Source organism: Opitutaceae bacterium TAV5 (assembly GCA_000242935.3).
GTDB lineage: Bacteria > Verrucomicrobiota > Verrucomicrobiia > Opitutales > Opitutaceae > Geminisphaera.
The window spans coordinates 5,996,479-6,016,780 of sequence record CP007053.1; the positions used below are offsets into that span (position 1 = coordinate 5,996,479).

General features: G+C 65.7%; 19 protein-coding genes. 11 read left to right on the plus strand and 8 right to left on the minus strand.

Annotated features, from left to right (window positions below):
• Window positions 1-92: 92 nt before the first annotated feature.
• Window positions 93-686, minus strand: a complete 594-nt coding sequence (locus tag OPIT5_25360; GenBank protein AHF93041.1) for a pseudouridine synthase — start codon at window positions 684-686, stop codon at window positions 93-95.
• Between the two features lie 185 nt (window positions 687-871).
• Between OPIT5_25360 and OPIT5_25365 the strand changes: the two genes are divergently transcribed.
• From OPIT5_25365 to OPIT5_25400, 8 genes are all read left to right on the plus strand, one after another.
• Window positions 872-1,465: a hypothetical protein gene (locus tag OPIT5_25365; protein AHF93042.1), complete on the plus strand. Its 594-nt coding sequence runs from the start codon at window positions 872-874 to the stop codon at window positions 1,463-1,465.
• Window positions 1,466-1,558: 93 nt separating this feature from the next.
• On the plus strand, window positions 1,559-2,035 hold the full coding sequence (locus OPIT5_25370; GenBank protein ID AHF93043.1) for a general secretion pathway protein G: 477 nt from the start codon (window positions 1,559-1,561) through the stop codon (window positions 2,033-2,035).
• Between the two features lie 51 nt (window positions 2,036-2,086).
• Window positions 2,087-2,662 carry a hypothetical protein gene (locus OPIT5_25375; GenBank protein ID AHF93044.1) on the plus strand — a complete coding sequence of 192 codons (576 nt, stop codon included), beginning with the start codon at window positions 2,087-2,089 and terminating at the stop codon, window positions 2,660-2,662.
• Window positions 2,663-2,834: 172 nt separating this feature from the next.
• Window positions 2,835-3,308: an N-terminal cleavage protein gene (locus OPIT5_25380; GenBank protein AHF93045.1), complete on the plus strand. Its 474-nt coding sequence runs from the start codon at window positions 2,835-2,837 to the stop codon at window positions 3,306-3,308.
• A 35-nt stretch (window positions 3,309-3,343) separates the two neighbouring features.
• Window positions 3,344-4,054: a hypothetical protein gene (locus tag OPIT5_25385; protein AHF93046.1), complete on the plus strand. Its 711-nt coding sequence runs from the start codon at window positions 3,344-3,346 to the stop codon at window positions 4,052-4,054.
• Window positions 4,045-5,475 carry a type II secretory pathway, component PulK gene (locus OPIT5_25390; protein AHF93047.1) on the plus strand — a complete coding sequence of 477 codons (1,431 nt, stop codon included), beginning with the start codon at window positions 4,045-4,047 and terminating at the stop codon, window positions 5,473-5,475. The genes OPIT5_25385 and OPIT5_25390 overlap by 10 nt, the downstream gene beginning before the upstream one ends.
• A gap of 73 nt (window positions 5,476-5,548) precedes the next feature.
• Window positions 5,549-7,006, plus strand: a complete 1,458-nt coding sequence (locus tag OPIT5_25395; protein AHF93048.1) for a hypothetical protein — start codon at window positions 5,549-5,551, stop codon at window positions 7,004-7,006.
• Window positions 7,007-7,054: 48 nt separating this feature from the next.
• Window positions 7,055-7,591: a general secretion pathway protein M gene (locus OPIT5_25400; GenBank protein ID AHF93049.1), complete on the plus strand. Its 537-nt coding sequence runs from the start codon at window positions 7,055-7,057 to the stop codon at window positions 7,589-7,591.
• Between the two features lie 207 nt (window positions 7,592-7,798).
• Here the strand turns inward: OPIT5_25400 and OPIT5_25405 are convergent, their stop codons facing one another.
• From OPIT5_25405 to OPIT5_25420, 4 genes are all read right to left on the minus strand, one after another.
• The gene (locus OPIT5_25405) at window positions 7,799-9,907 is read right to left on the minus strand and encodes a hypothetical protein (GenBank protein ID AHF93050.1); all 2,109 of its coding nucleotides are present in this window, start codon (window positions 9,905-9,907) and stop codon (window positions 7,799-7,801) included.
• Window positions 9,882-10,265, minus strand: a complete 384-nt coding sequence (locus OPIT5_25410) for a hypothetical protein (GenBank protein AHF93051.1) — start codon at window positions 10,263-10,265, stop codon at window positions 9,882-9,884. The genes OPIT5_25405 and OPIT5_25410 overlap by 26 nt, the downstream gene beginning before the upstream one ends.
• 22 nt (window positions 10,266-10,287) lie before the next feature.
• Entirely contained in the window at window positions 10,288-11,955 is a 1,668-nt protein-coding gene (locus OPIT5_25415; GenBank protein AHF93052.1) for an ABC transporter, read from the minus strand.
• A gap of 265 nt (window positions 11,956-12,220) precedes the next feature.
• A complete protein-coding gene (locus tag OPIT5_25420) occupies window positions 12,221-13,078 on the minus strand; it encodes an AraC family transcriptional regulator (protein AHF93053.1) in 858 nt (285 codons plus the stop codon).
• A gap of 232 nt (window positions 13,079-13,310) precedes the next feature.
• On the opposite strand from OPIT5_25420, the gene OPIT5_25425 reads away from it, so the two are divergent.
• Together OPIT5_25425 and OPIT5_25430 are read left to right on the plus strand one after the other, a co-directional pair.
• Window positions 13,311-13,715: an extradiol dioxygenase gene (locus tag OPIT5_25425; protein ID AHF93054.1), complete on the plus strand. Its 405-nt coding sequence runs from the start codon at window positions 13,311-13,313 to the stop codon at window positions 13,713-13,715.
• Between the two features lie 61 nt (window positions 13,716-13,776).
• Window positions 13,777-14,763, plus strand: a complete 987-nt coding sequence (locus OPIT5_25430; protein ID AHF93055.1) for a membrane protein — start codon at window positions 13,777-13,779, stop codon at window positions 14,761-14,763.
• A 178-nt stretch (window positions 14,764-14,941) separates the two neighbouring features.
• Here the strand turns inward: OPIT5_25430 and OPIT5_25435 are convergent, their stop codons facing one another.
• Entirely contained in the window at window positions 14,942-18,892 is a 3,951-nt protein-coding gene (locus OPIT5_25435; protein AHF93056.1) for an autotransporter, read from the minus strand.
• A gap of 151 nt (window positions 18,893-19,043) precedes the next feature.
• Here OPIT5_25435 and OPIT5_25440 point away from each other — a divergent pair, with 151 nt between their 5' ends.
• Window positions 19,044-19,250 (plus strand): hypothetical protein, encoded by a 207-nt coding sequence (locus tag OPIT5_25440; protein AHF94750.1) that lies wholly within the window; start codon window positions 19,044-19,046, stop codon window positions 19,248-19,250.
• Window positions 19,251-19,267: 17 nt separating this feature from the next.
• Here the strand turns inward: OPIT5_25440 and OPIT5_25445 are convergent, their stop codons facing one another.
• Window positions 19,268-19,585 carry a molecular chaperone DnaJ gene (locus OPIT5_25445; GenBank protein AHF93057.1) on the minus strand — a complete coding sequence of 106 codons (318 nt, stop codon included), beginning with the start codon at window positions 19,583-19,585 and terminating at the stop codon, window positions 19,268-19,270.
• A complete protein-coding gene (locus OPIT5_25450; protein AHF93058.1) occupies window positions 19,582-20,298 on the minus strand; it encodes a serine/threonine phosphatase in 717 nt (238 codons plus the stop codon). The genes OPIT5_25445 and OPIT5_25450 overlap by 4 nt, the downstream gene beginning before the upstream one ends.
• Between the last annotated feature and the right edge of the window lie 4 nt (window positions 20,299-20,302).

Genomic DNA, 20,302 nt, shown 5'->3' on the forward strand with positions numbered 1-20,302 from the left:
CTGCTGACGACGCGAAGCGTCGCCGGTTCGAGGGCGCTCGAGGGCGAGGCGCGTTGCGCCTCGTCGCAGCGGCAGGAATGCCGCCGCTCCGGTCAGGCCAATACCCGCCGCCGCTCTTCCGGTCCGAGTTCGCGCCAGGCGCCCGGCGCGAGCGCGGGGATAAAATCGTCGAGCCGCAGTTGCCCGATCCGCCAGCGGACGAGGCGCAAGGTCGGGTGGCCGATGGCGGCGGTCATCCGGCGAACCTGGCGATTTTTGCCTTCGGCCAGTTCGAGCGCGAGCCAGCAATCGGGCACATTCTTGCGAAACCTCACCGGCGGATCGCGCGGCGGCAGGGCGGACGGCTCCGGCAGACGGCGGACCCGGCATGGCTGCGTGCGGTACCCGCCGGCCTTGCCGCCGCCGATGAGGACGCCGCCCGCCAGCCGGGCGAGCGCGGCGTCGTCGGGAATGCGCTCCACCTGTGCCAGGTACTCGCGATCGTGACCGTGCCGGGGATCGAGCAGCCGGGTGTTGAGCCCACGTTCGTCGGAAAGCAACAAAAGCCCTTCGGAATCGGCATCGAGCCGCCCGAGCGGATAAACGCCCGGCGGCAGGCCAAATTCCGCCAGCGTCCGCCATGCCGAGCCCGGTTCGGGGGTGAATTGCGAGAGGACACCGTACGGTTTGTTGAATGCGAGAAGCACGCGCCCCAGCGCAGCGGATGGCGCCGGCGGAGGCAAAGGCATATGGCGGGGGCGGCCGGGAATGCTTCCTCCCCGATTTGCAAACCTTGCGGAAACCGGTCTCGCCTGGCCGGCGTCAATCGTTGCTATTGCCAGAGTCGCCGACCAGTGACCCACTTTACCGGTCTTTTGCATCCAATCCTCCCGTGACTGTTTCGCTCTTCCAACGCCCGCTTTTCATTCTTCTGCTCGCGTTCGTCGCCGGGCCGGCGACCATCGTGCCCGGCGCGCCGATCGACCTGCAAACGCTCGTCGACGATTCCCCCTTCGGGAAGGCCCCGGACCCTGCCGCCACTCCGACCGCCCAGGATCCCAATGCCTTGGAATTTCGGGGCTACGTCCTGGACAAGGGCGTGCGCTATTTCAGCCTCTACGATCCGGGCACCCAGAAATCGAGCTGGGTCAACGAAAAGGAAGCCGGCCCGATCACCATCAAGGAATTTAATATCGACGACGATTCGCTCACCGTCGAGCAGGCAGGCCGCACGGTGCGTCTCGCCCTGAAGCGCGCCAATATCGTGAACACGCCGGTGCCGGCCGCCCAGGCCGGCCTCCGGCCGCGGGGCAATCGTCCTCCGTTCGGGAACGATGCCGCCGCTGGCACCGCCCGTCCGCAGATCGATAACGAGCGTCTCCAGAAAATCCGTGAAGAAGTGGCCAAACGGCGCGCCGCCCGCCAGTCCGCCGCCGGTGGCGGCCAGGCGGCGCCCGCGACGACCACACCCGCCGCCGCCAACTAGAACCTGGATCCCCTGTTCCCGCTGCGATATTTCTTTCCCCGTTCGCTTTTTCCCTGACGCCACCCTCCCTCTCCCGGATCCTCTTTCCCCTTCATGACAACACCAACCTCCTCCCTGATGTCCTTCCGCACATCGCTCGACAACACCGCCCGCGCGTCGCGCCGCGGTTTCACACTCGTGGAAATTCTGGTGGTGATCGCCATCATCGGCCTGCTGGTCGGCGTGGTGCTGACCAACATCACCGGGTCGCTTGACGACGCCAACGAGTCCACGGCAAAAATCTTCGTCAACTCGTCCATCAAGACGCCGCTGACCCAGTACCGCATTGCCATGGGCACCTATCCGACTACCGAGGAAGGTCTTCAGGCTCTGATTACCGACCCGGGCTCGAAACCCGGGCGCTGGAAAGGACCTTATCTCGAATCGACCAAGCTGCCGGTCGATCCCTGGAAACGTCCCTACCAGTACCGCTATCCCGGCACGAAAAATCCGCGGGGTTACGATGTGTTTTCCATGGGGCCGGACGGGCAGCCGGACACGGCCGACGACATCGGCAACTGGGAGGAATAACCGGGCTGCATGTTGCGCGGGAATGAAGAACCTCGGGGCAAGCCCCGCAGCATGGGAGCGACGGCGTCCCCGCCGCCGGACGCGCGTCAGCGCGCCTTCCGATCCTGCGGGATTGCTCCCTCGGTTGCCCGGAGGGCACCCGCCCGGGTCGGCCCTGCGGGCGGTTTCACGCTGATCGAGATTCTCCTGGTCATCATGCTGATGGCCCTGGTAACCAGCGTGATGATCACCGGCAGCAACGCCCTGTTCAACTCGTCGCAAAACGAGGATCCCGAGGAAGCGATGCTCTCCCTGCTCCAGAAGGTGCGGATGCAAGCTGTGGAGGACAGCACCCCGCTGGATCTTGTGACGGTGGACGAGGGCCAGACCTGGTTTTACGGCGATAACCACGAAATGACGATGCCGGTCGTCGATGGCGTCAAGGTGGGCCTGATCAAGGCCGAGGGTGCGAACGCCATCCTGCTCGGCGGCATCATGGAAGAGACTCCCGTCACCACCCTCCGTTTTTATCCGGACGGCACCTGCGATCCGGTCCGGGTCCAGATCCAGCGCGGCCGGGAGCGCCGCGTCCTCGTGATCGACCCCTGGACCTGCGCGGCGCTCCCCGAGACATCGGGGGCTCGCTGATTACTGTATCCGGATTCCCGACACCGAACGTTGAACATTTAACATTGAACAATTAACATTCAACACCGTTCCCGCTCCCCGGCGGGAACGGTATCATCGCGTGAACATCGAATCTCCAGTCTCCCTCCCCCCCCCGCGTCTCCGACGCCGGACGCTGGATGTTGGCTGCCGGATGTTCGGCGCGCGGTCCGCCAGGTATCGCGGGCGTCGCGGTTTCACGCTGATCGAGGTGCTCGTGGCGCTGGCGATTTTTGCCATCGCGGCCGTCGCGCTCGGGGCTGCCTACGTCAATCTCATCTCGGCCAATGCCGCCATCAACGAGGAGGACCCGACCGATGACGACATGCGCTGGGTGCGCCTCGCCTTCCTGCGCGTTTCCAGCCGCGATGACGCGGAAAAGGGCGACGAGGTGAGACTGCCCGGCGACCGCATCGCGCGCTGGACGGCCACGGTCGAGCCGACTCCCGTGAGCGACCTGTTTGTCGCCACCCTCGAAGCCGAACTGCCAAAAGCCGACAGCAACGAAACCCTCAAGCTGACGGAAACCTTCACCCTGCTGCGTCCCTCCTGGTCGGAGGAAGCCGACCGCAAAAAACTCCGCGACGACGCCAAACAGCGCCTCGAGCGGGCGAGGGGGGCGATGTGAGGGCTCGCCCGCCAAGTGGCACGGGCATCCTGCCCGTGGACGGCGCTCCGCGCCGCAGGTCCCTCCCGGATCACGGGCTTCCAGCCCGTGCCACATCACGGGCTGGAAGCCCGTGCCACATTGCCGCCTTCACGCTCATCGAGATGGTCCTGGCGCTCGCCCTGCTCGGCTCGCTGATGGTGGCGCTCAATGTCTTTGTGTTTTCCATGGCCGAGGCCTGGGGGCAGGGGAGCGACGAACGGCTTTTCCGCCAGCACGCGCGGGCCGTCACGCGGTTTGTCGATGAGACGTTGTACGGCACCCTTTACGGACCGGGCGCGAGCGGCTTGCGCGTGGACGAAGTGCGGTTGCCCGACGGCGGCACCGCCGTGCGTTTGCTCTACAACGTCCGCGACGCCGGCCGTCTCGCCAGCTGGCCCGCGCGTCCGCTGCCCGATGTCGATTGCTCGCTCGGCGTCATTGAACGGCGCGGGCTCGTCCTGCTCTGGCAATCCCGCCTGGAGGACCGCTACGACGAGGACCCTCCGCGCGAGGCGGTGGTGTCTCCCTTCGTCGTTTCGATCGGTTACGATTATTACGACGACACCTTCAAACGCTGGGAAACCGTGGAGGAGATCAGGAAAGACACCACGACCAGCGCCTGGGAATTGCCGGCGCGCATCCGCCTGCGTTTCAAGCGCGACGCGATGGAGATGGAAACGGCGATCACGCTGCCATCAAAAGGGGAGGGCGCCACATGGTATTAATTAAGAACGAAGAATCAGGAATTAAGAATAAAGACCGGCTACCGCGGCCTGTGTCCTCAACACGGCCTGCCGGACCCTTCTTCATTCGTCATTCGTCATTCTTCATTGGCGGGCGCTTGCGCCCGCCTCAGCGCGGCTCCGTCATCATCGTGGTGCTCGTCACCCTGCTGCTGGCGTCGTTCATGATCCTGAAGTTCATCGAATCCAGTTCGCTCGATCTCCTGCTCGCCGCGCGCAAGGCCGACCGCTTCCATCTGCGCGACGACGCGTACGCCGCGCTCGAACTCGCCCTCGCCGTCATCGCCGAAGTCAAGGCCATCGATGGCGACACGCTCAACTCGCCGGCGCAAGGCTGGGGCGACCCTTACACCTATGCCGGCATGACGCCGCGCGAGGGCGTCACGGTCGAATTCACCTTCGAGGACGAAAGCGGCAAGCTGTCGCTCCCGCAGATGGACCAGAACAAGCTGATCCTCCTCTGCGAGAAACTCGACATGCGCCAGAACGATGCGCAGCGCTTCGCCGACGCGTTTCTTTCCTGGTCGAAGGCCGACTACACCGGCGTCAATTTCGACTCCGTCCCCTCCGTCTACGAACGGGAACAACTCCCGCACAAGGTGCCGCAACGTTCGCCGCGTTCCTGGGAGGAATTTGCGGCCATCGCGGTGGTGCGCGATTTTCTCTACGACGAGAACGGCCAGCTCACGCCCTTCGCCGAGGCGTTCCGGCAAAACGTGTCGCTCTACAGTTTTTCCGACACCAACATCAACGCCGCCTGCCCCGCCTCGCTCCTCATGGCGGGCATGGATGATTCCCAGATCGCGCGGCTACAACAATTCAACGCCGGCGAAACCCGCATCGCCTCCGGGAACCTGCCGTTTTTTCGCGACGTGAAGGAAGCCGGCGCCATCGTCCAGGGAGTAGCCGACTATCAGTATTTTGGCGCCACCATGCACTGCCTCCGCATCACGGTGACGGTGCACGAAGGCGTTTCGTCCACCCGTCTCCAGGTGCTCGTCGCCCTGGACAGCGACGTGAGCCTGCCGGCCGCCTTTTCCGCTCCCTCTTCATCCGTTTCCTCGACAACCATCGGATATTGGGGAACCGGTACGGCGTCCACGTCGTCATCAACCGGCAACACCAGCAATAACAACAGTACCGGAAACACTTCCGGGAGCGGCAACCGGACCGGTTCGTCCTCCGGGTCACGCAGCGGCAACTCCGGCTCGCGGCAGACCTCGGGCAGCACTTCCTCCGGCACCAGCGTATCATCCACCGCCGTCATTCCCGGACCGACCACGCAACAGCAAGCCTTGAACTATCCTTTCACCCTCCTCGAAATCCACGAAGACAGCGGCCCGCCGCCCGCCTCGTCCGACGACGAAGCGACCGAAACCGTCAATTCCGTCCGCCGCACCTGAAACCCGTTTTTCCCGATCCGACAAACCAACCGCGTTCATTCGCGGTTAAAAATGTATTTCTAGAACCTCACTCATGCCTCCGCCACTTTCAGCTCCTCCCGCCGTTGCCGCCGCCGATATCGCCGCCCCGGCGGTTTCCTCTCCCGTCCTGTTCCTGCCGGGAGACCGTTTTTTCGTGCGCACGGTCGCCCTCGCCGAAGGCGCTCCGGTCGATGAACAGGTTGCGCTCGCCATCGAGGGCCTGTCTCCGTTTGGCCCCGCGCAGCTTTATTCGGGTTATGTCGTCGCTCCCGACAAGAAATCCGCTCTCGCCTACGCCGCCTGGCGCCGCCGGTTTGCCGATGTGGACGCGGAGGTGTGGGACGCCGCCCGCCAGGTTCTCCCGGAATTTCTCCCGCTCCTCGCCCACCGCCCCGAACGCGGCGCGGCGGGGATCGTGCTCTGCCAGGGCCCCGAACGGCTCGTCGGCATGGCCTGGCGCGAAGGCGAGGCGTTGCCGGCTGCTGTCCTCGTCAGGGAATCCACCTCGGAAAACGATCAGGAACCTCTCGCCGCCGCTCTTCGCGAGCGGGCCGGCCTCGCCGCCGATGTGACCGTCCGCATTCCCGCCGGCGAGATCAACGCCAGCACGACCGGCGAAGGCGCGCTGGAGCTGCGCGTCGGCCACGTCGGCACGCCCTGGGTGCTGCCGACTGCGGCGCTCGATGCGGCGGACGTCCGCGATCCCGATTTTCTCGCCGCCCGCGAACGCGCCGCCCGGCGCGACCACTGGCTGTGGCGCGGTGTCCAGCTCGCGATCTGCCTGCTGCTGTTCACGGCGCTGGTCGAAATCGCCGCCAGCGTCTTCCGCGCGCACACCGCCAGCCGCAGCAAACGCATCGACGCCCAGTCGGCGGACGTCAACCGGCTCATGACCGCGCAGACGCTCGCCGAGCGCATCGGCGAACTCTCCGACCGCCGGCTCATGCCTCTCGAAATGCTGGCGCTGATCAACCCGCAGCGACCCCGCTCGATCACCTTCCTGCGCACCGTGACGCACGGCACCCGCGAACTGGAAATCGAGGCGCAGACCGCCAGCGCCGCCGACGTCAACGCCTACGAAGGCATTTTGAAGGAACTGCCTGCCATCGAAAAGGTGCAGACGCGCGACATCCGCGCGCGGGAGGGCACCACGTCCTTCATTCTCACGCTCACGTTTCATCCCGAGGCCCTGCGCGCCTCCGACGGCCCGCCGGTCGTGCCGCCCGGCGCGGTCAAGCCCGCCGACGCTCCCGGCAAGGAAGAAGGCGACGACGCGAGAGCCGCCTCCAGACCTGCGCCGGCCGCCGCGCCGGAGGAGGCGGAGACGGAGCCCGCGGAAGAACCGGCCTCCCGGGTAACGCCCGCCGCGCCCGCCACGCCGCCGACGATTGTCGGACTCACGCCCGCCGCTCCGGCTACCCCCGTTTCCGAAAAAACACCGGCCACCCCGCCCGCTGCCCGGGAAGAAGACGAGGAGGCGCCCCCGCCGCCCCCGCCCGGTGCTCCCTGAAATCATCTCCACCACCGCCACGCCGCCGATTCACCCTGCCCGCCATCGATGAAAACCTGGTTTTTTACCCGTCAAACCCGCGAAAAACTGCTCGTGCTCGCCCTCATTGTCATCGCCGCCCTCATCTGGCTGAGCGGGGCGACGAAGCGTGCGCGTCTCCAGTACCAATCCTGGCGCAGCGCCGGCGCCGATCTGGCCACGCAACAGGTGCTGCTGGATAACCGGCTGGCGATCGAATCCGCCGCCGCCACGGCAGTCAGCAACCTCGATGCCGACCGCACGTACAACGCGACCAAGCTCGTTGCCGAGATACAGGTCCTGGCCGGCAACGCCGGCCTGCAGGTCAACAGCGATTCGCCGACCACCCAGCGCACGAACCAGTTCGCCTTTCATTCCGTGCGCATCACCAGCCGGCGCGCCGACATGTCCGCGGTCATCCGTTTTTATGCCGAGCTGGCCCAGCGCGCGCCCTATCTCGCGCTCGAGCAGCTCACGTTGCAGCAGGATCGCAGCGCCCCCGGCATGGTCAACGCGACCTTGCAGATCGCCTCGGTCGAGCTGATCCGGCAAGCCGGCGGCGGGTGACAAGCCCGGCGGCGCTTCGCGCCGTCCACGGCCAGGATGGCCGTGCCACGTCGGATGCGGGCGGGACGCCCGCGGTACCGGGAGCGCCGGCATCCTGCCGGCTGTCGTTGCCTCCCGGCGCCATCAGCACGGTGCCCGGCAAGGATGCCGGCGCTCCCGGTCGGAGAGGCAACGAATGCGGGCAGGACACCCGCGCCGCCGCTCCGGTCACGGTTCGGCGGAAGCGGGCGGGGAGAACGCCGACGCGGTGCCGGCCGGGGAGAGGTTTTCCAGCAGGAGACCGGAGACACGCTCGACCCCGAGCCGGGCAATCGTGCTGGCCGGATAAATATCCTGGGCGGAAAGATACTGCGTGAGCGCGTCGGCATAGCGGCCACCTTCCTCGTGGCGGCGGGCGGCGTCGAGGCGGCCGGCAAAGTCGGCCACGCGCGGAGCGAGTTCGGCCTTGCGCTGGTTGAGCACCACGTCGGAGGGAGCGAGCGACGTCGCCGTCTGCAAGGCCTCCCAGGCGGCGAAGGGGTTGTTTTGCGCGAGCAGTTCGCGGGCCTGTGTCAGGTAAATCTCGATACGACTCATCCGCTCGATGATGTCCTTGAGCAGCGGGGCGCGCCGGGAGTCGCTCATCAGGGCGACGCTCAGTTCGGCCCGCCGGTCGTAGATGCTGCGGAAATCCTGGCGCTTTTCGGCTTCGTCAAACGCGAGCGCGCCCTGCGAGCCGATGTCCACCTTCTGCGTCATGCTGTCGGTGTACGCCTTGATCGCGGGATTGAGCGGCCAGAGCATGGCGGCTTTTTCCACGTACTCCTGGGCCTTGATGTAATCTTCGGCGAAGGCGGCCTGCTGCGCGGCATTGAGCGCGAGCGTGCTCATGCGCTGGGCGGCGCGGATGGCGGAGGTGACTTCGGCCGAGCGGAAATCGCTGGCGAGAGAACCGATGTCGCCGGTGATCTTGTCCACGGCATCGTAGTCTTTCAGGTCGGCGAGCTTCCGGGCCTGGTCGACCTTGCGGTACAGTTCGAGGAGTTTTTGCTTTTTATCGCGTTCGAACTGGGTGACGGCGGGGACGTACTCGCCGAGGAAAAAGGTTTCCTGGAGACGCTCGAGGGCGAGGATGTGCTGGCCCTCGTCGTAACTGGCACGGACGGCCTGCATGGAGGATTCGACGTCGTTGATGGCCTCGCGGGAAAGGTATTCGAGCGTCTCGATGGAGATGGCCAGATCGGTGGAGGGCAGGAAGCTGGAGATCTCCTTCTTGCCGACTTCGAGTTCCTGGGCGGTGCCTTTGAAAATATAGCGGTAGAAGCTGGCGGCGATGAGACAGTGCTGGAACCGGCGCTGGAGAAAGAGATTTACCAGCGCGGTCTGGAACTGGAGTTTGGCCTGGGCGCCGGTGAGGAGCTCGCTGGCTTCGGCGGACTTGATCTTGGCTTCGGTCTCGGTGAGGTCGCGCATGCGGAAACCGAGCCCGACGGGGCCGGCGGCGGAGGGCGCATCCTGTTTCGGAGTGTCGGAGGTCTTGCCCTTGCCCTTGTTGGTTCCCTTGTTGTTGTCGCCCGTGTTGACGTTGACGGAGGGGCTGTCGCCGGGGGTGGCGCCCCTGACGCGCTCGCCGGTCACGCGGGCCAGGGTGTCTCCGCCATAGACAACGTCGCCGCGCTGCTGGCGGCGCATGCGGTCGAGCTCGACCTGGGTGATGCGGAAGGCTTCTTTCTCGTCGCGGATGCGCCAGGCGTTGAAGACCTGGTTGGCGACGGTGAGGCTGGCGCTGCCGTCGTCGTCATATTCGGCCGCCCGGTACAGGAGCTGCCAGGCCTTGGTGATGTTGTCCTGCGCGTTGTTGCCGGAGCGGGTGGAGAGGAGCGCGAGGACTTCGTTGACGATGGCGCGGTAGATATCGGAGTCGGTCGAGGTGGGGAGAGCGAGGTAACGCTCGAAGCGGGCGCGGAAGACCCGGAACTGGCCGAGGTTCCAGGTGTGGCCTTTCCACTGGATGGTGCCGTCTTCGGGGTTGATGGAGTCGCTGTTGGTGTCGAAGGCCTTGTTGATGATCTGGAGCAGGGTGTTGCTCTCGAAGTTGCCGGTGCCGAGGACCTTCATCGCATCGTCGGCGGTGTTGCGCGCGGCAGGAGCCGCGGGGGCGGCCGGTGCCGCCGGCGTGGCGGGAGCGGCGGGCGCGTCCTGGGAAAAACCCGACGGGAGGAAACCGATGGCCGGGATGGCAACGAGCGCCAGCGCGCAGGCACGGAGGAGCGGGAGGCGGGGGCGCGACCGGGAGGGAACGCGGTCGGGTTCAGAGTTTTTTGAGAGAGGTAACATAGAGGAGTCCTCCTTTTTGCACGGTGATTTCGAAACGGTAACGCTGGGCGACCATCAGATTGGCGTTGAGAGCGTCGGCAATAAAGACGGGCACACGGGTGGCTGCGTTACGGGTGCCGTTGAGCGGACGCACGGCAATGAGGCGGCCGGTGCCTTCCTTCCAGTTGAGCTGTGCATCGATCTCGGCATCAAGGGTGTAGCGGTTGCCGAGAAGATTGTCCGTCGAGCGCAGGTAGGTGTCGACGGGGAGGGGTTCGCCCCGTTCCGAGCAACCGGTCAGGAAAAGGCCGGCGAGGGCGGCGATACCGGAAATGAATACCGGAAGGCGGAGCGGGCAGCGAAGGACGGGTGGTCGCATGGGGAAAATCGTACGTTCAGGGTCAGGGCCAGCGTTGCGTCGAGCAACCCCAAAACACCAGCGCCGCACCGACTACCGCGTGGATGCCGAGCACACCGACGGCGACGGGCGGCGGAGCGAGCCAGCCCTTGTCGAGCATGACGACGGCATCGTAGAAGCGGGTCTCGTTCATCGCGGTGAGGTAGCCGGACCAGCCCCAGTACGTGGCAATGAAGGGACGCACCGCCCAGACGAGGGCGGAGGGCAGGGCGAGGACAACGCCGGAGAGCGGAAGCTGGAAGCCGACGAGGTAGATCGAGAGCAGCGAGGCCTTGTCCGGCGAGGTGAGCACGGCGGAGAGGCCGAGGCAGACGACGCTCATCGATGCGCCGACCGCGGAGAGCACGCCGAGTTGCGGCAGCCAGTGGCCGGGAAAATCGCAGAGCGTCTTGACGAAGACGGTCATCCACGCCCCCTGGGCTGCGCCGATGAAGATGGCGAAGAGCAGTTTCGAGATGGCATAGGCGGCGGGGCGCAGGCCGGCCATGCGTTCTTTCTCGTAGAGGGCGCGTTCGCCGGCGATCTCGCGGGCGCCGTTGTTGCTGCCCATGAGGCTGAGGAGAATGACCTGGAACACGATCAGCCCGGAAACGAGCATGGCGGTGTCGGCCGCCTGCTGGCGAAACTGGGCCCGCTCCTGAAGCGCGTCGAGCAGGCTGCCGGTCTGTTCGAGCGAGAGGCTTTTCATCTGCGGCAGGCCGCCGAGAGCGAAGATGACGACGAGGCAGGGAAAGCCGAAGGTGATGGCGAGCGTGAGCGCGAGGTAACCGCGGTCGCGCATGAAGAGACGCCAGCGGCGGCGAAGGAGCGTGGCTGTCTGGCGGAGAAGGCCGGGCGTCGCGGAGGATGCGGAGAGGGAGAGCGAGGGAGGGGGGGAGGGGGGGATTGCGGATCCGGAGGGGGCGAGGGCTGCCGGGGCGCGCCCGAGCCAGTAATCGAGCGGGTGTTCGGCGAGGCGGTCGTAAAGGAGGAGGGCGTCGTCGATCGCGAAATGGGCGAGCATGGCGGCGAGCGTGCCCTGGAAGACGACGGCGCCTTCGTAGACGACGGTCACGGTGTCGAACTGCGTGAGCTTGGCCAGATTGTGGATGACACAGATGACGGTGCGGCCTTGGCCGGCGACGAGGGAGCGGAGCAGGGCGAGGATCTGGTCTTCCGAGCGGGGATCGAGGCCGCTGGTGACTTCGTCGCAGAGGAGGCAGGCGGGGTCGGTGGTGAGTTCGAGCGCGAGGCCGAGCCGGCGGAGTTGTCCACCGCTGAGTTTTTCGACGAGTGTGTCGGCGCGCTCTTCGAGGCCGACGAGTTGGAGGAGATCGGTGCGGCGGGTGGGAGCGGCGCGGGTCTGGTAGAGCCGGAGGGCGGCGTCGATGGTTTCGCCGACCGTGAGTTTGCCGTGGGCGATGCTGAACTGGGGGGCGAAGGCAACGGCGCGGAGGAGTTCATGAGGTCCGGCCACGGTCCGGCCGCGCAGGCTGACCTCGCCCCGGGCGGGGAGGATGCCGAGCATGCCCTTGAGGAGCGTGGTCTTGCCGCAGCCGGAGGGACCGATCAGGGCGTGGAGTTGCCCGCCGGCCCAGCGGGCCGAGGCATCGCGGACAAGAAGAGGAGCGCCGGGCTTCGGAAAAACGTCGAGGTGGTGACAGGCAAGCACAGGCGAGACCTTGCCGGGGGCGGACGGGGAGGACAAGTCTGCGGCAGAGAGGAAAGCGCCCGGTGGCAACCGCACGCGGGCCACTCTGCCGTCTCCCCATATTCTCCGATCTCCGGTCAGCGCAGTCCGGCAGAGTGGGGGACGGGCTTGGCAACAGTGTCTCCGGAGGCGCCCGGAATTGCCGCCGATACGACCCAGACCCTGGCGGTGCGAGTGACGCCTTCCTGAGCACGCTGCATCCACAAAGCCGAACAAGCCGCTGCACCTAACGCCTGCCCGAGATGCGCAGCCGGTCCCGTCCCGGGGGCTCGCCGAAGAGCCGCCGATACTCCCTGCTGAATTGCGACGGGCTCTCGTAGCCCACCTCAAACGCGACGCCGGCGGCGTCCGTGTCCTCGGTTACCAGCCGGCGCCGGGCCTCGTGGAGCCGCAGACGTTTCTGGTATTGGATGGGACTCAGGTTGGTCAGCAGTTGGAACTGGCGGTGAAACGTGGACTCGCTCATCCCGGCCAGCCTGGCGAGGGGCTCCACACTCAGCCGCTGCGCATAGTGATGGCGGATGTAGTCGATGGCCGATCCCAAACGGGAGAGCTGGCTGGTCGGGGTGGCGAGTTGGCAGATCAGTTCCCCGTGCGGACTGTGCAAAAGCCAATAAATGATCTCGCGCTCGATTGCCGGCGCGAGCGCGGGAATGTGCTGCGGTTTGTCGAGCAGGCGCAGGAGTCGCAGCACGGGTTCGCGCAGACCATCGTCCGCCAGACTGACCGAGAGCGAGCGACACGGCGGCGGTCGAAACCCCGGAGGAACCATGTCCACGAGCACCGACGCGATCACCTGGCGATCGAGCTCCAGAGTCACGCCAAGAAAAGGGGCCGAGACGACCTCGGTCATGACTGGCATGCTCTGCGTATTGATCAGGTAAGTATCCGCGTGGTAGTCGACGGCCTCGTTGCCGATCCAGGCCCGCTTTTGCCCCGCGCCGACGACTCCGAGCAAGGGATAGTAGATGGCGGGCGTGGCGCTCACGCAGCGGTTCATGTTCGTCAGCGTCAGCCGTGGAACGTTTGTCACCACCATCCCGGCAGGGCAGTGTCGTCGGATCAATTCGCAGAGTTCGTTCATGTCGTGTCAGGCGCAGCCGCGGGCAGTGCGCTGAACAAAAGCTCCCGCAGCGTAACCGGCATGGGAGTTTCAGGCAAGAATTTGGGCGGCGTGGTCTACCGCATTCGGGCAGGACCCGGCTATCATTCGCCGCATGAGACAACTGAACTTATCGATTGTTGGGACGCAGCGGCCTGCGTGATCGTATTCTCGACCAGAAGCTGCATGGCTTCACAACCTGAAAGGAAACCCGATGCTGGATCACCTGTTTCTGACGGTCGCAGACCTGGAGCGCTCCATCGCCTTTTATGAAAAGGCATTGGCACCGCTCGGGATAGAGCACGCCGTCGACTACGATGGCAAGGACGGCCCCGAGGGGCATCCCGACCTCAAGGGCTTCGGACGCGACAACCGGGTGTTCTTCTGGTTGCGCAAGGGCGATGCGGATTCCCGGGCGGTCCACGTGGGGTTTGTTGCCGGCAGCACGGCGGAGGTCGACGCCTTCTACAAGGCCGCCATGGCCGCGGGGGCGATCGACAACGGCAAGCCGGGCGCACGGCTCCACTACGACCCGCGCTACTACGCGGCCAACGTCCTGGATCCCGACGGCTACAGCCTCGAGGCGGTCTACAAGAGCTGGCAGCACCCGCGGCGCTGAGCCGTGCCGCCGGATCGCCCGCCACCTCCACGCTGCGCCACACTACAACCAGGAACACGACATGAACAAATCACTTATCATTTATGGAGCCACCGGCTACACGGGGCGACTCGTGTGCGCGGAGGCCAGGCAGGCAGGGCTGGATTTCATCGTGGCCGGGCGCGAAGCCGGCAAGGTGCGGGAACTGGCCGAGACGCTCGATGTGCCCTGCCGCGTCTTCTCCGTGGACGACCGGGCCGGGCTCCACGCGGGATTGAAAGGCTGTGCGACGGTCCTCAACTGCGCCGGCCCGTTCGCGCGGACCGCTCCCGGGATCATGGCGGCGTGCATTGCCATGGGTATCCATTATCTGGATATAACGGCGGAGTTTGGCATCTACGCTTTCGCGGAATCGTTGTCCGAATCGGCAAAGGCAGCCGGGGTCATGTTGCTGCCCGGGGTCGGGTGGGACGTTGTGCCCAGCGACTGCCTTGCCGCCTGCCTTGCCGCCCGGGTGGAGAGGCCCCGCCGCCTCCGGTTCGCCCTTCAGGTCGCTGGCTCCATGTCGCGCGGGTCTGCGGCCAGCGCTGCGGAGATCATGTCGGTGGGGCTGCTTGCGCGCCGGGACGGGCGGATCGTTGCCGTCCCCGACGCGAAGCCGGCAGGATTTGATTTCGGAGAGGGACCCGTCGAATGCGTCCCCTTTTCCTTTGGCGATCTCGTGACCGCGTGGCACTCCACCGGCGCTCCCGATATCGAGATGTTCGTGCACGTGACGGGCGCGGCATTTCCCACGGGCGATTTGTCGAAGCTTCCTGACGGGCCGAGCGCTGAAGAGCGAAGCGCGAACCGGGCCAGGGTGGCAGCCGAAGTGACCGGCGCAGATGGTTCCGTGGCGAGAGCGATCATCGACACGGTCAACGGCTACTCCTACACCCCGTTGTCGGCGGTGCAGGCGGCGGCGCGTGTCCTGGCAGGCGAGCACAAGGCCGGGTTTCAGACGCCTGCGACGGTGTTCGGCTGGACCTTCGCGACCACCCTGGCAGATACGCAGATCATCGATCTGTAATGCCGGTTCTTCAGAACGGATACCGGGTGACCGCGCGGAGTGGCGAAACCAGCGACTGCCGCTGCCAGAATAAGCGACCATCTCCGTGTCTCCCTCGTTGGCGGGTTGCGAGATCATGGTCGGCTCGAAAACCAAGGCGGCGGGCAGGGGCGCGGTCGCCGGTATCCGGAATCTCCCTTCAGAGTTGCCTCTCTCGGATTGCCTTGCGGCGCAGGGCCAAGGCGGCGCCAGCCGCCATGCCGCCGAGGAAGAGCACCGTGGAAACCGACTCGGGCACGGACGCGGCGGCGAGGGTGAGATGAAACACCCCGCCGTTCACGACATCAAACGAGGCAGTCAACCCGTCGGCAAGACCGGTTACGCGGAAGGCATCGCTGACATCCAGGGTGGAGCCGATGATGCCCACATCACCGGAGATGGTCAGCAAGTCGAGCAAGGGGGCAGGGGTGTCGAGGCTGTAGCCGGTCAGGTCGAGGATGATTCGGTTGTCGGCAGCGATGTTGGAAAACGTGAGGTCGCCGTTGACAAGGATCGTGTCGCCCGCCTCGAACTGGAGGATTGAGCCGCCTTCGAGCACGAGGTTTTGGAAGGAGATTTCGCCGGGGCTGTTGCCGGGGGCGAGGGTGGCTCCAGCATGGAGTGTGGTGCTGCCATAAATACGGCCCTCGCCTTTGAGGAGCGCCCCGGAGGCGATGTCGAGTGTGTGCGTCCAGTAGCCAAGGGTGCCGTTGACAACAAGCGTGCCTTCTTCATGCGAGGTGTGTCCACCATAGCCGAAACTGAAGCTGTTGATAACGAGACTGCCACTGCCGGTTTTAACCAGCGTGTTGTAATCGTGCGCATCCGGCTCTTTGTTGCTGGCGATGGAATCGGGCCCCCCGCTCCCGGGCATGAATGTTCCAAGGGTAACGGTGGCGTTGCCGGTAACGTTAAAGGTGGTGCGGGCCGCGCCATCGGTAGCGTTACCGTTCATGTAGAGAAAGTCGCCGGAATCACTTCCCGATAAGGATATGTTGCCGGTGTGCTGCACGTCGCGGGTGTAGGTCAGATTGAGTGTCGCGGCGTTGTTGTAGATTGCGCCGCCTGCGTAGTCGCCGCGGCCATTGGCAACGGTGTTGTTGGTGAATTGCACGTTGCGGAGCGAGACGGTGGCGCCGCGTCCGGCGTAGACCGCGCCGCCTTTCTCGGCCTTGTTGGAGTCGAGCACGAGCGTGCCTTCGCCTTCGACGGTGAAGGTGGAGCCGTCTCCGACCTGGATCGCGCCGCCGTTGATGCCGTCGGTGATGAGGGCAGAGTTGTTTCTGATCGTCAGGGTCTTGCCTTCCGCGATGGTGAAACCGCCGGAATGCGCGGCGGTCCAGGCCTGGGTTTTGCCAGCGGTATATTCGCCGATGGTGAGGCGTTGGTCGTAGGTGCCGGCGGCGTCGAAAACGATGTTGTCCGGGTAGGTTGAGTGCGTGGGTTCGTTGCCGAGGATGGCGATGCGGGCGGGCAGGGTGGCGTCCGCCCCCGCCGCGCCAAGGAAACGCACCTGACCGAGTTTCGCGCCGAGGTGTTCGGCGCGTCCGATCGCGATGCTGCCGCCGTGCAGGTCGATGCCGCCGGTGAAGGTATTGGGCGTGACCTGGTGGGTCGGCGAGTAACCGTTGGTCAACGTCAGCGTGCCGGAGCCGCTTTTGACGAGTTTGCCCGCCGCGCTTGCGATGACCGGGTTGGCGGCGTCGGCTTCAGCCACGATGCCGCCTCCGGTGAACGTGTAGTTGGCGGGGCCGGCGACGAGGAGGTCGGACACGGTGACGTGCGGCTCTTCGACGGCGATGCTGCGTTGGCCGGCGGTGTCGGAGCCGTCGAAGAGCACGCGGTCGCCGGTCACGAAATGGTTGGCGGGCTGGCCTTCCGCTGTCTGGCCGGTCCAGTTGGCGAGCGTGCTGTTTTCCCAGCGGTTGCTGGTGTTGCCCGTCCAGGTGAGCGTGGTGGCGGTGGCGGGGTCGGCGGCGAGGGTGAGGAGCACCTGGTTCGTGTAGAGGCTGGTGCTTCCTGAACCGGTTTCGCCGAGGCTGAAGGTGGCGAGGTATCGGCCGAGGGGTTGCGTGGTGAAGAGCTCGTTGATGTTTGTCGACACCGCGCCTTGCAGGGTGCCGGCTTCGAGGATCGTCCAGGTGCCTTCGGCGAGGGTGCCGCCGAGATTGACGAGGTGGGGAGAGGTGAGGCCATGAGGGTCGAACTGGATACGGTTGGCAGAAATGCGGTCGGCGGAGTCAGGAGTGGAACCGAAGAGGTCGAGGTCGAGCACGACGCCGCCCGCCCGGAGGTCGAGGGTGTCGAACATCAGCCGGGCAGGCGCGGTGTCTCCGGCAAACCCGACCTGGAGGCGGCTGCCGTGCGCGGCGACGGCAGAGGCGCCGGTGCCGTGTGTCTGCGGGTAGATGCTGGCGCCGCCGAGTGTCGCACCGGAGGCGAGATTGATGGCGAGGCGGGCGGTGGGAGTGGTGATGAAGTCCCGGACGAGCAGGGTGCCTTCGTTGATGTTGAGGGTACTTTCGAGGAATTCGATGCTGGAGTTGATGAGCACGGTGCCACGTCCGGTTTTGTTGATGATGGCGGTGGCTTGGCTGGAGACGTTGAATGTATCGCGTGAGGCAAAGGTGGCGTCCCCGATGGTGAGTTGTTTGCCGCTGGCGACGTTGAGGGTGAGGCGGGCGGAGGTGGTGGCGTCGCTGTCGAGGTAAATGAAACCGCCGCCGTTGATCCGGTCGGTGGTATTGCCGGTGATGGCGGCGTCCTGCGTGTAGTTGAGGGTGATGTGGGCGCGGTCGTTGTAGATCGCGCCGCCGCTGCCGCCGGTGGCGGTGTTGTTGGTGAAGGTGGCGTTGGTGAGGGTGACGGTGGAGCCGGGGCCGGCGTAGAGCGCGCCGCCGTCGCGTGCGCTGTTGGTGTCGAGGACAAAACTCCCGCCGCCGTCGGCGACGAAGCGCGAGCCGTTGCCAACGGCGATCGCGCCGCCTTGCTCCGGAGTGGGGACGCTGGCTCCGCGGAGCGTGAGGGTTTTGCCCTCGGCAATGGTGAAGCCGCCGGAGGCGGAAGCCGTCCAGACTGGGGTGTGGGCGTCGGCGTCCCGGGCGCCGATGACGAGGCGGTTGGAATTGCTGATGCCGGAGCCGCTGAAGGTGATGTCGGCATCCCTGACCTCGATGCGTGGCGCGGCGGCGTCGGGCGCGGCGGCATCGCCCCGGAAAACGACGCTGGAAAGGGGCACGCCGAGGGTATTGGCCGCGTTGATACGGACGACGCCGGCGTCGATGTTGAAGGCGGCGAGGTTGGCCGCGCTGGTGGTGGTCAGGCTGGTGGTGCCGATGTCGAGGATGCCCGTGCCGGTCTTGGTAAAAGTGGCGTTGGGGGTGTGGGTGGGGCCGAACAGGGTGCCGGCGCTGATCGTGGCAGTGACGCCGTTGGAGACGTCTATCGTGGTGGTGGAGGCGAGGTCGCGGTTGCCGGCAGGGGCGACGAGCAAGAAGGGGGCGGAGGGATCTCCCTGCCACCTGAGGTCCATGTCCTTCGTGTAACGCAGCGTGAGGTTGCCGCCGTAGTTGGTGGCAGGCGCGGTGAATTGGACGTTGGTGAGATCGGCGGTGGCGTTGGCGAAAAGGGAGACGCTGTTTGTCCGGAGCGTGCCGCCGCCGGAAACGGTGAAACGCGACCCTGCGCCGACGTAGATTCTGTTTGCGGCGACGGGGTCGGCGGAGGTGATGACAAGTCCGCCAGCCCAGGCGTTGGTCCAGGTTGCGGAATCGGAAGGCAAGCCGGAGCCTTCGTATTCGCCGATGGTGAGGATTCCCTCGCCGGGAAGCCGTCTGGAATCATCCCAGAGAAGCCGTGCAGGGGCGTTTGCATCGGTCGCAGGGTTGCCACGGAAATGAATCTGGCTGGCGTCGGTGATGCCGGCGGCGTCGAGGTCGGCGAGCGTTTGGATCTGGCCGGGACCGATGGTGATGCCCGGCGTATCGGCAAAACTGAGGCTGGCGGCAAGACCGGTGGTCAACAAAACCAGAGCGCCGCCCACAAGGCGGCGCGCAAAAGCCGGACAACGCCGGCGGGCAGACACACAGGAAGATACGGGGGACGTATTCATCGTTTTATGGAGGAGGACTGAGGGTGACGGACGGGACGCGAAGCGAGGGAGGCAGGCCGAAAACAGAAACGGAACCGGCAGAAGGCAAAGCAGGCTGTTAATTGCTAGCGAAATGTTTTCCTGAAATCAACCGCCATTTACGGGCAAGGGCATGGATGGGCAGGGCAAGCAGTTGTCCGGTCATGCGCCCTCCGCGCTGTTCACGGTGTCCGGCGTCGGCTGCGCGGGGGGGGAGGAGGACATTGTCGGTGCCGGACAAGGCCGCGCCAGCGGCGGGCATGGCTCATGGCGGCAGGCGATCCGGTCTCCCGTGCCGGTACCAGAAGCCGGGAAACCCCGGCGTTTTTACAGAGCGTAACGGAGAAATCTCCGCCGTTACCCTGCCAGGTCGGCGAGGATGGCCTCGAGTTCGGCGGCGGGATCGTCGTGATGCTGGTCGATGGCGAGGCGGAGAGCCGTTTCCAGATGGGGCTTCGCCTCGGCGGGACGGCCGAGCCGGAGGAGAAGTTTGCCGAGAAGGATGCGCGGCATCATCCAGTCGTCGCGGGCAGACACGCACTGTCCGTAATGGGCGACGGCGTCGGCATCGCGTCCGGCGGCTTCGAGCGCCTGGGCGAGGCTGAAGCGGAAAAGGACGTTGCCGGGCTGGCGCTCGACCAGCGCGGTGAAATGGGCGATGCGATCGGTGCTCACAGGGAAGGGATGCGCACGAGCACGGCCGTGGCGTTGTCGGGCGCGCCGCGATCGAGCACTTCGGCGATGAGGTGTTTGAGCATCACTTGCAGCGAACCGCCGGCGATCTGCATCATGGTTTCGAGCTCGGTGTCGTTGACCAGACGGGTGATGCCGTCGGTCGCGAAAAGATAGAGGTCGCCGGGCATCACGGGCAGCGAGCGCAGGGCAGGGGAGATGCCGCCCGGCTGACCGATGCAGCGGGTGAGCGTGTGGCGGTCGGATTCATAGAGGCAGACCTGCTCGCCGAGCGCCCGGCGGCGGCGGACCTCGGCCTCCACGGTGTCATCCTCGGTCAGGCATTTCAGCATGTCGCCGCGCAGCCGGTAGCAGCGCGAATCGCCGAGATGGGCGAGATGAAGCCGGTCGTCGCGGATGAGGCCGAGCGTGAGGGTGGTGCCGATGCCCTGGTCGGGGCTGAGTTTTTCGGACAACGCGGAGACGGCGTCCTGCGCCGCCCAGATGAGCCGGGCCGCGTCGCCGGAGCCGGGGTTGGCAAAGGCGCAGGCATGCACCGCCCGGATTGCGCATTCGGCCGCCCTGTCACCGAACGGAAGCCCCCCGATCCCGTCGGCCACGCCAAAAAGCGCCAGGGAGGAATCGTTGATAAAACGATCTTCGTTCGTATGGCGAAAAAGGCCGGTTTCGGTGATGGAGGCGCTTTCGGGCGTCATGGGA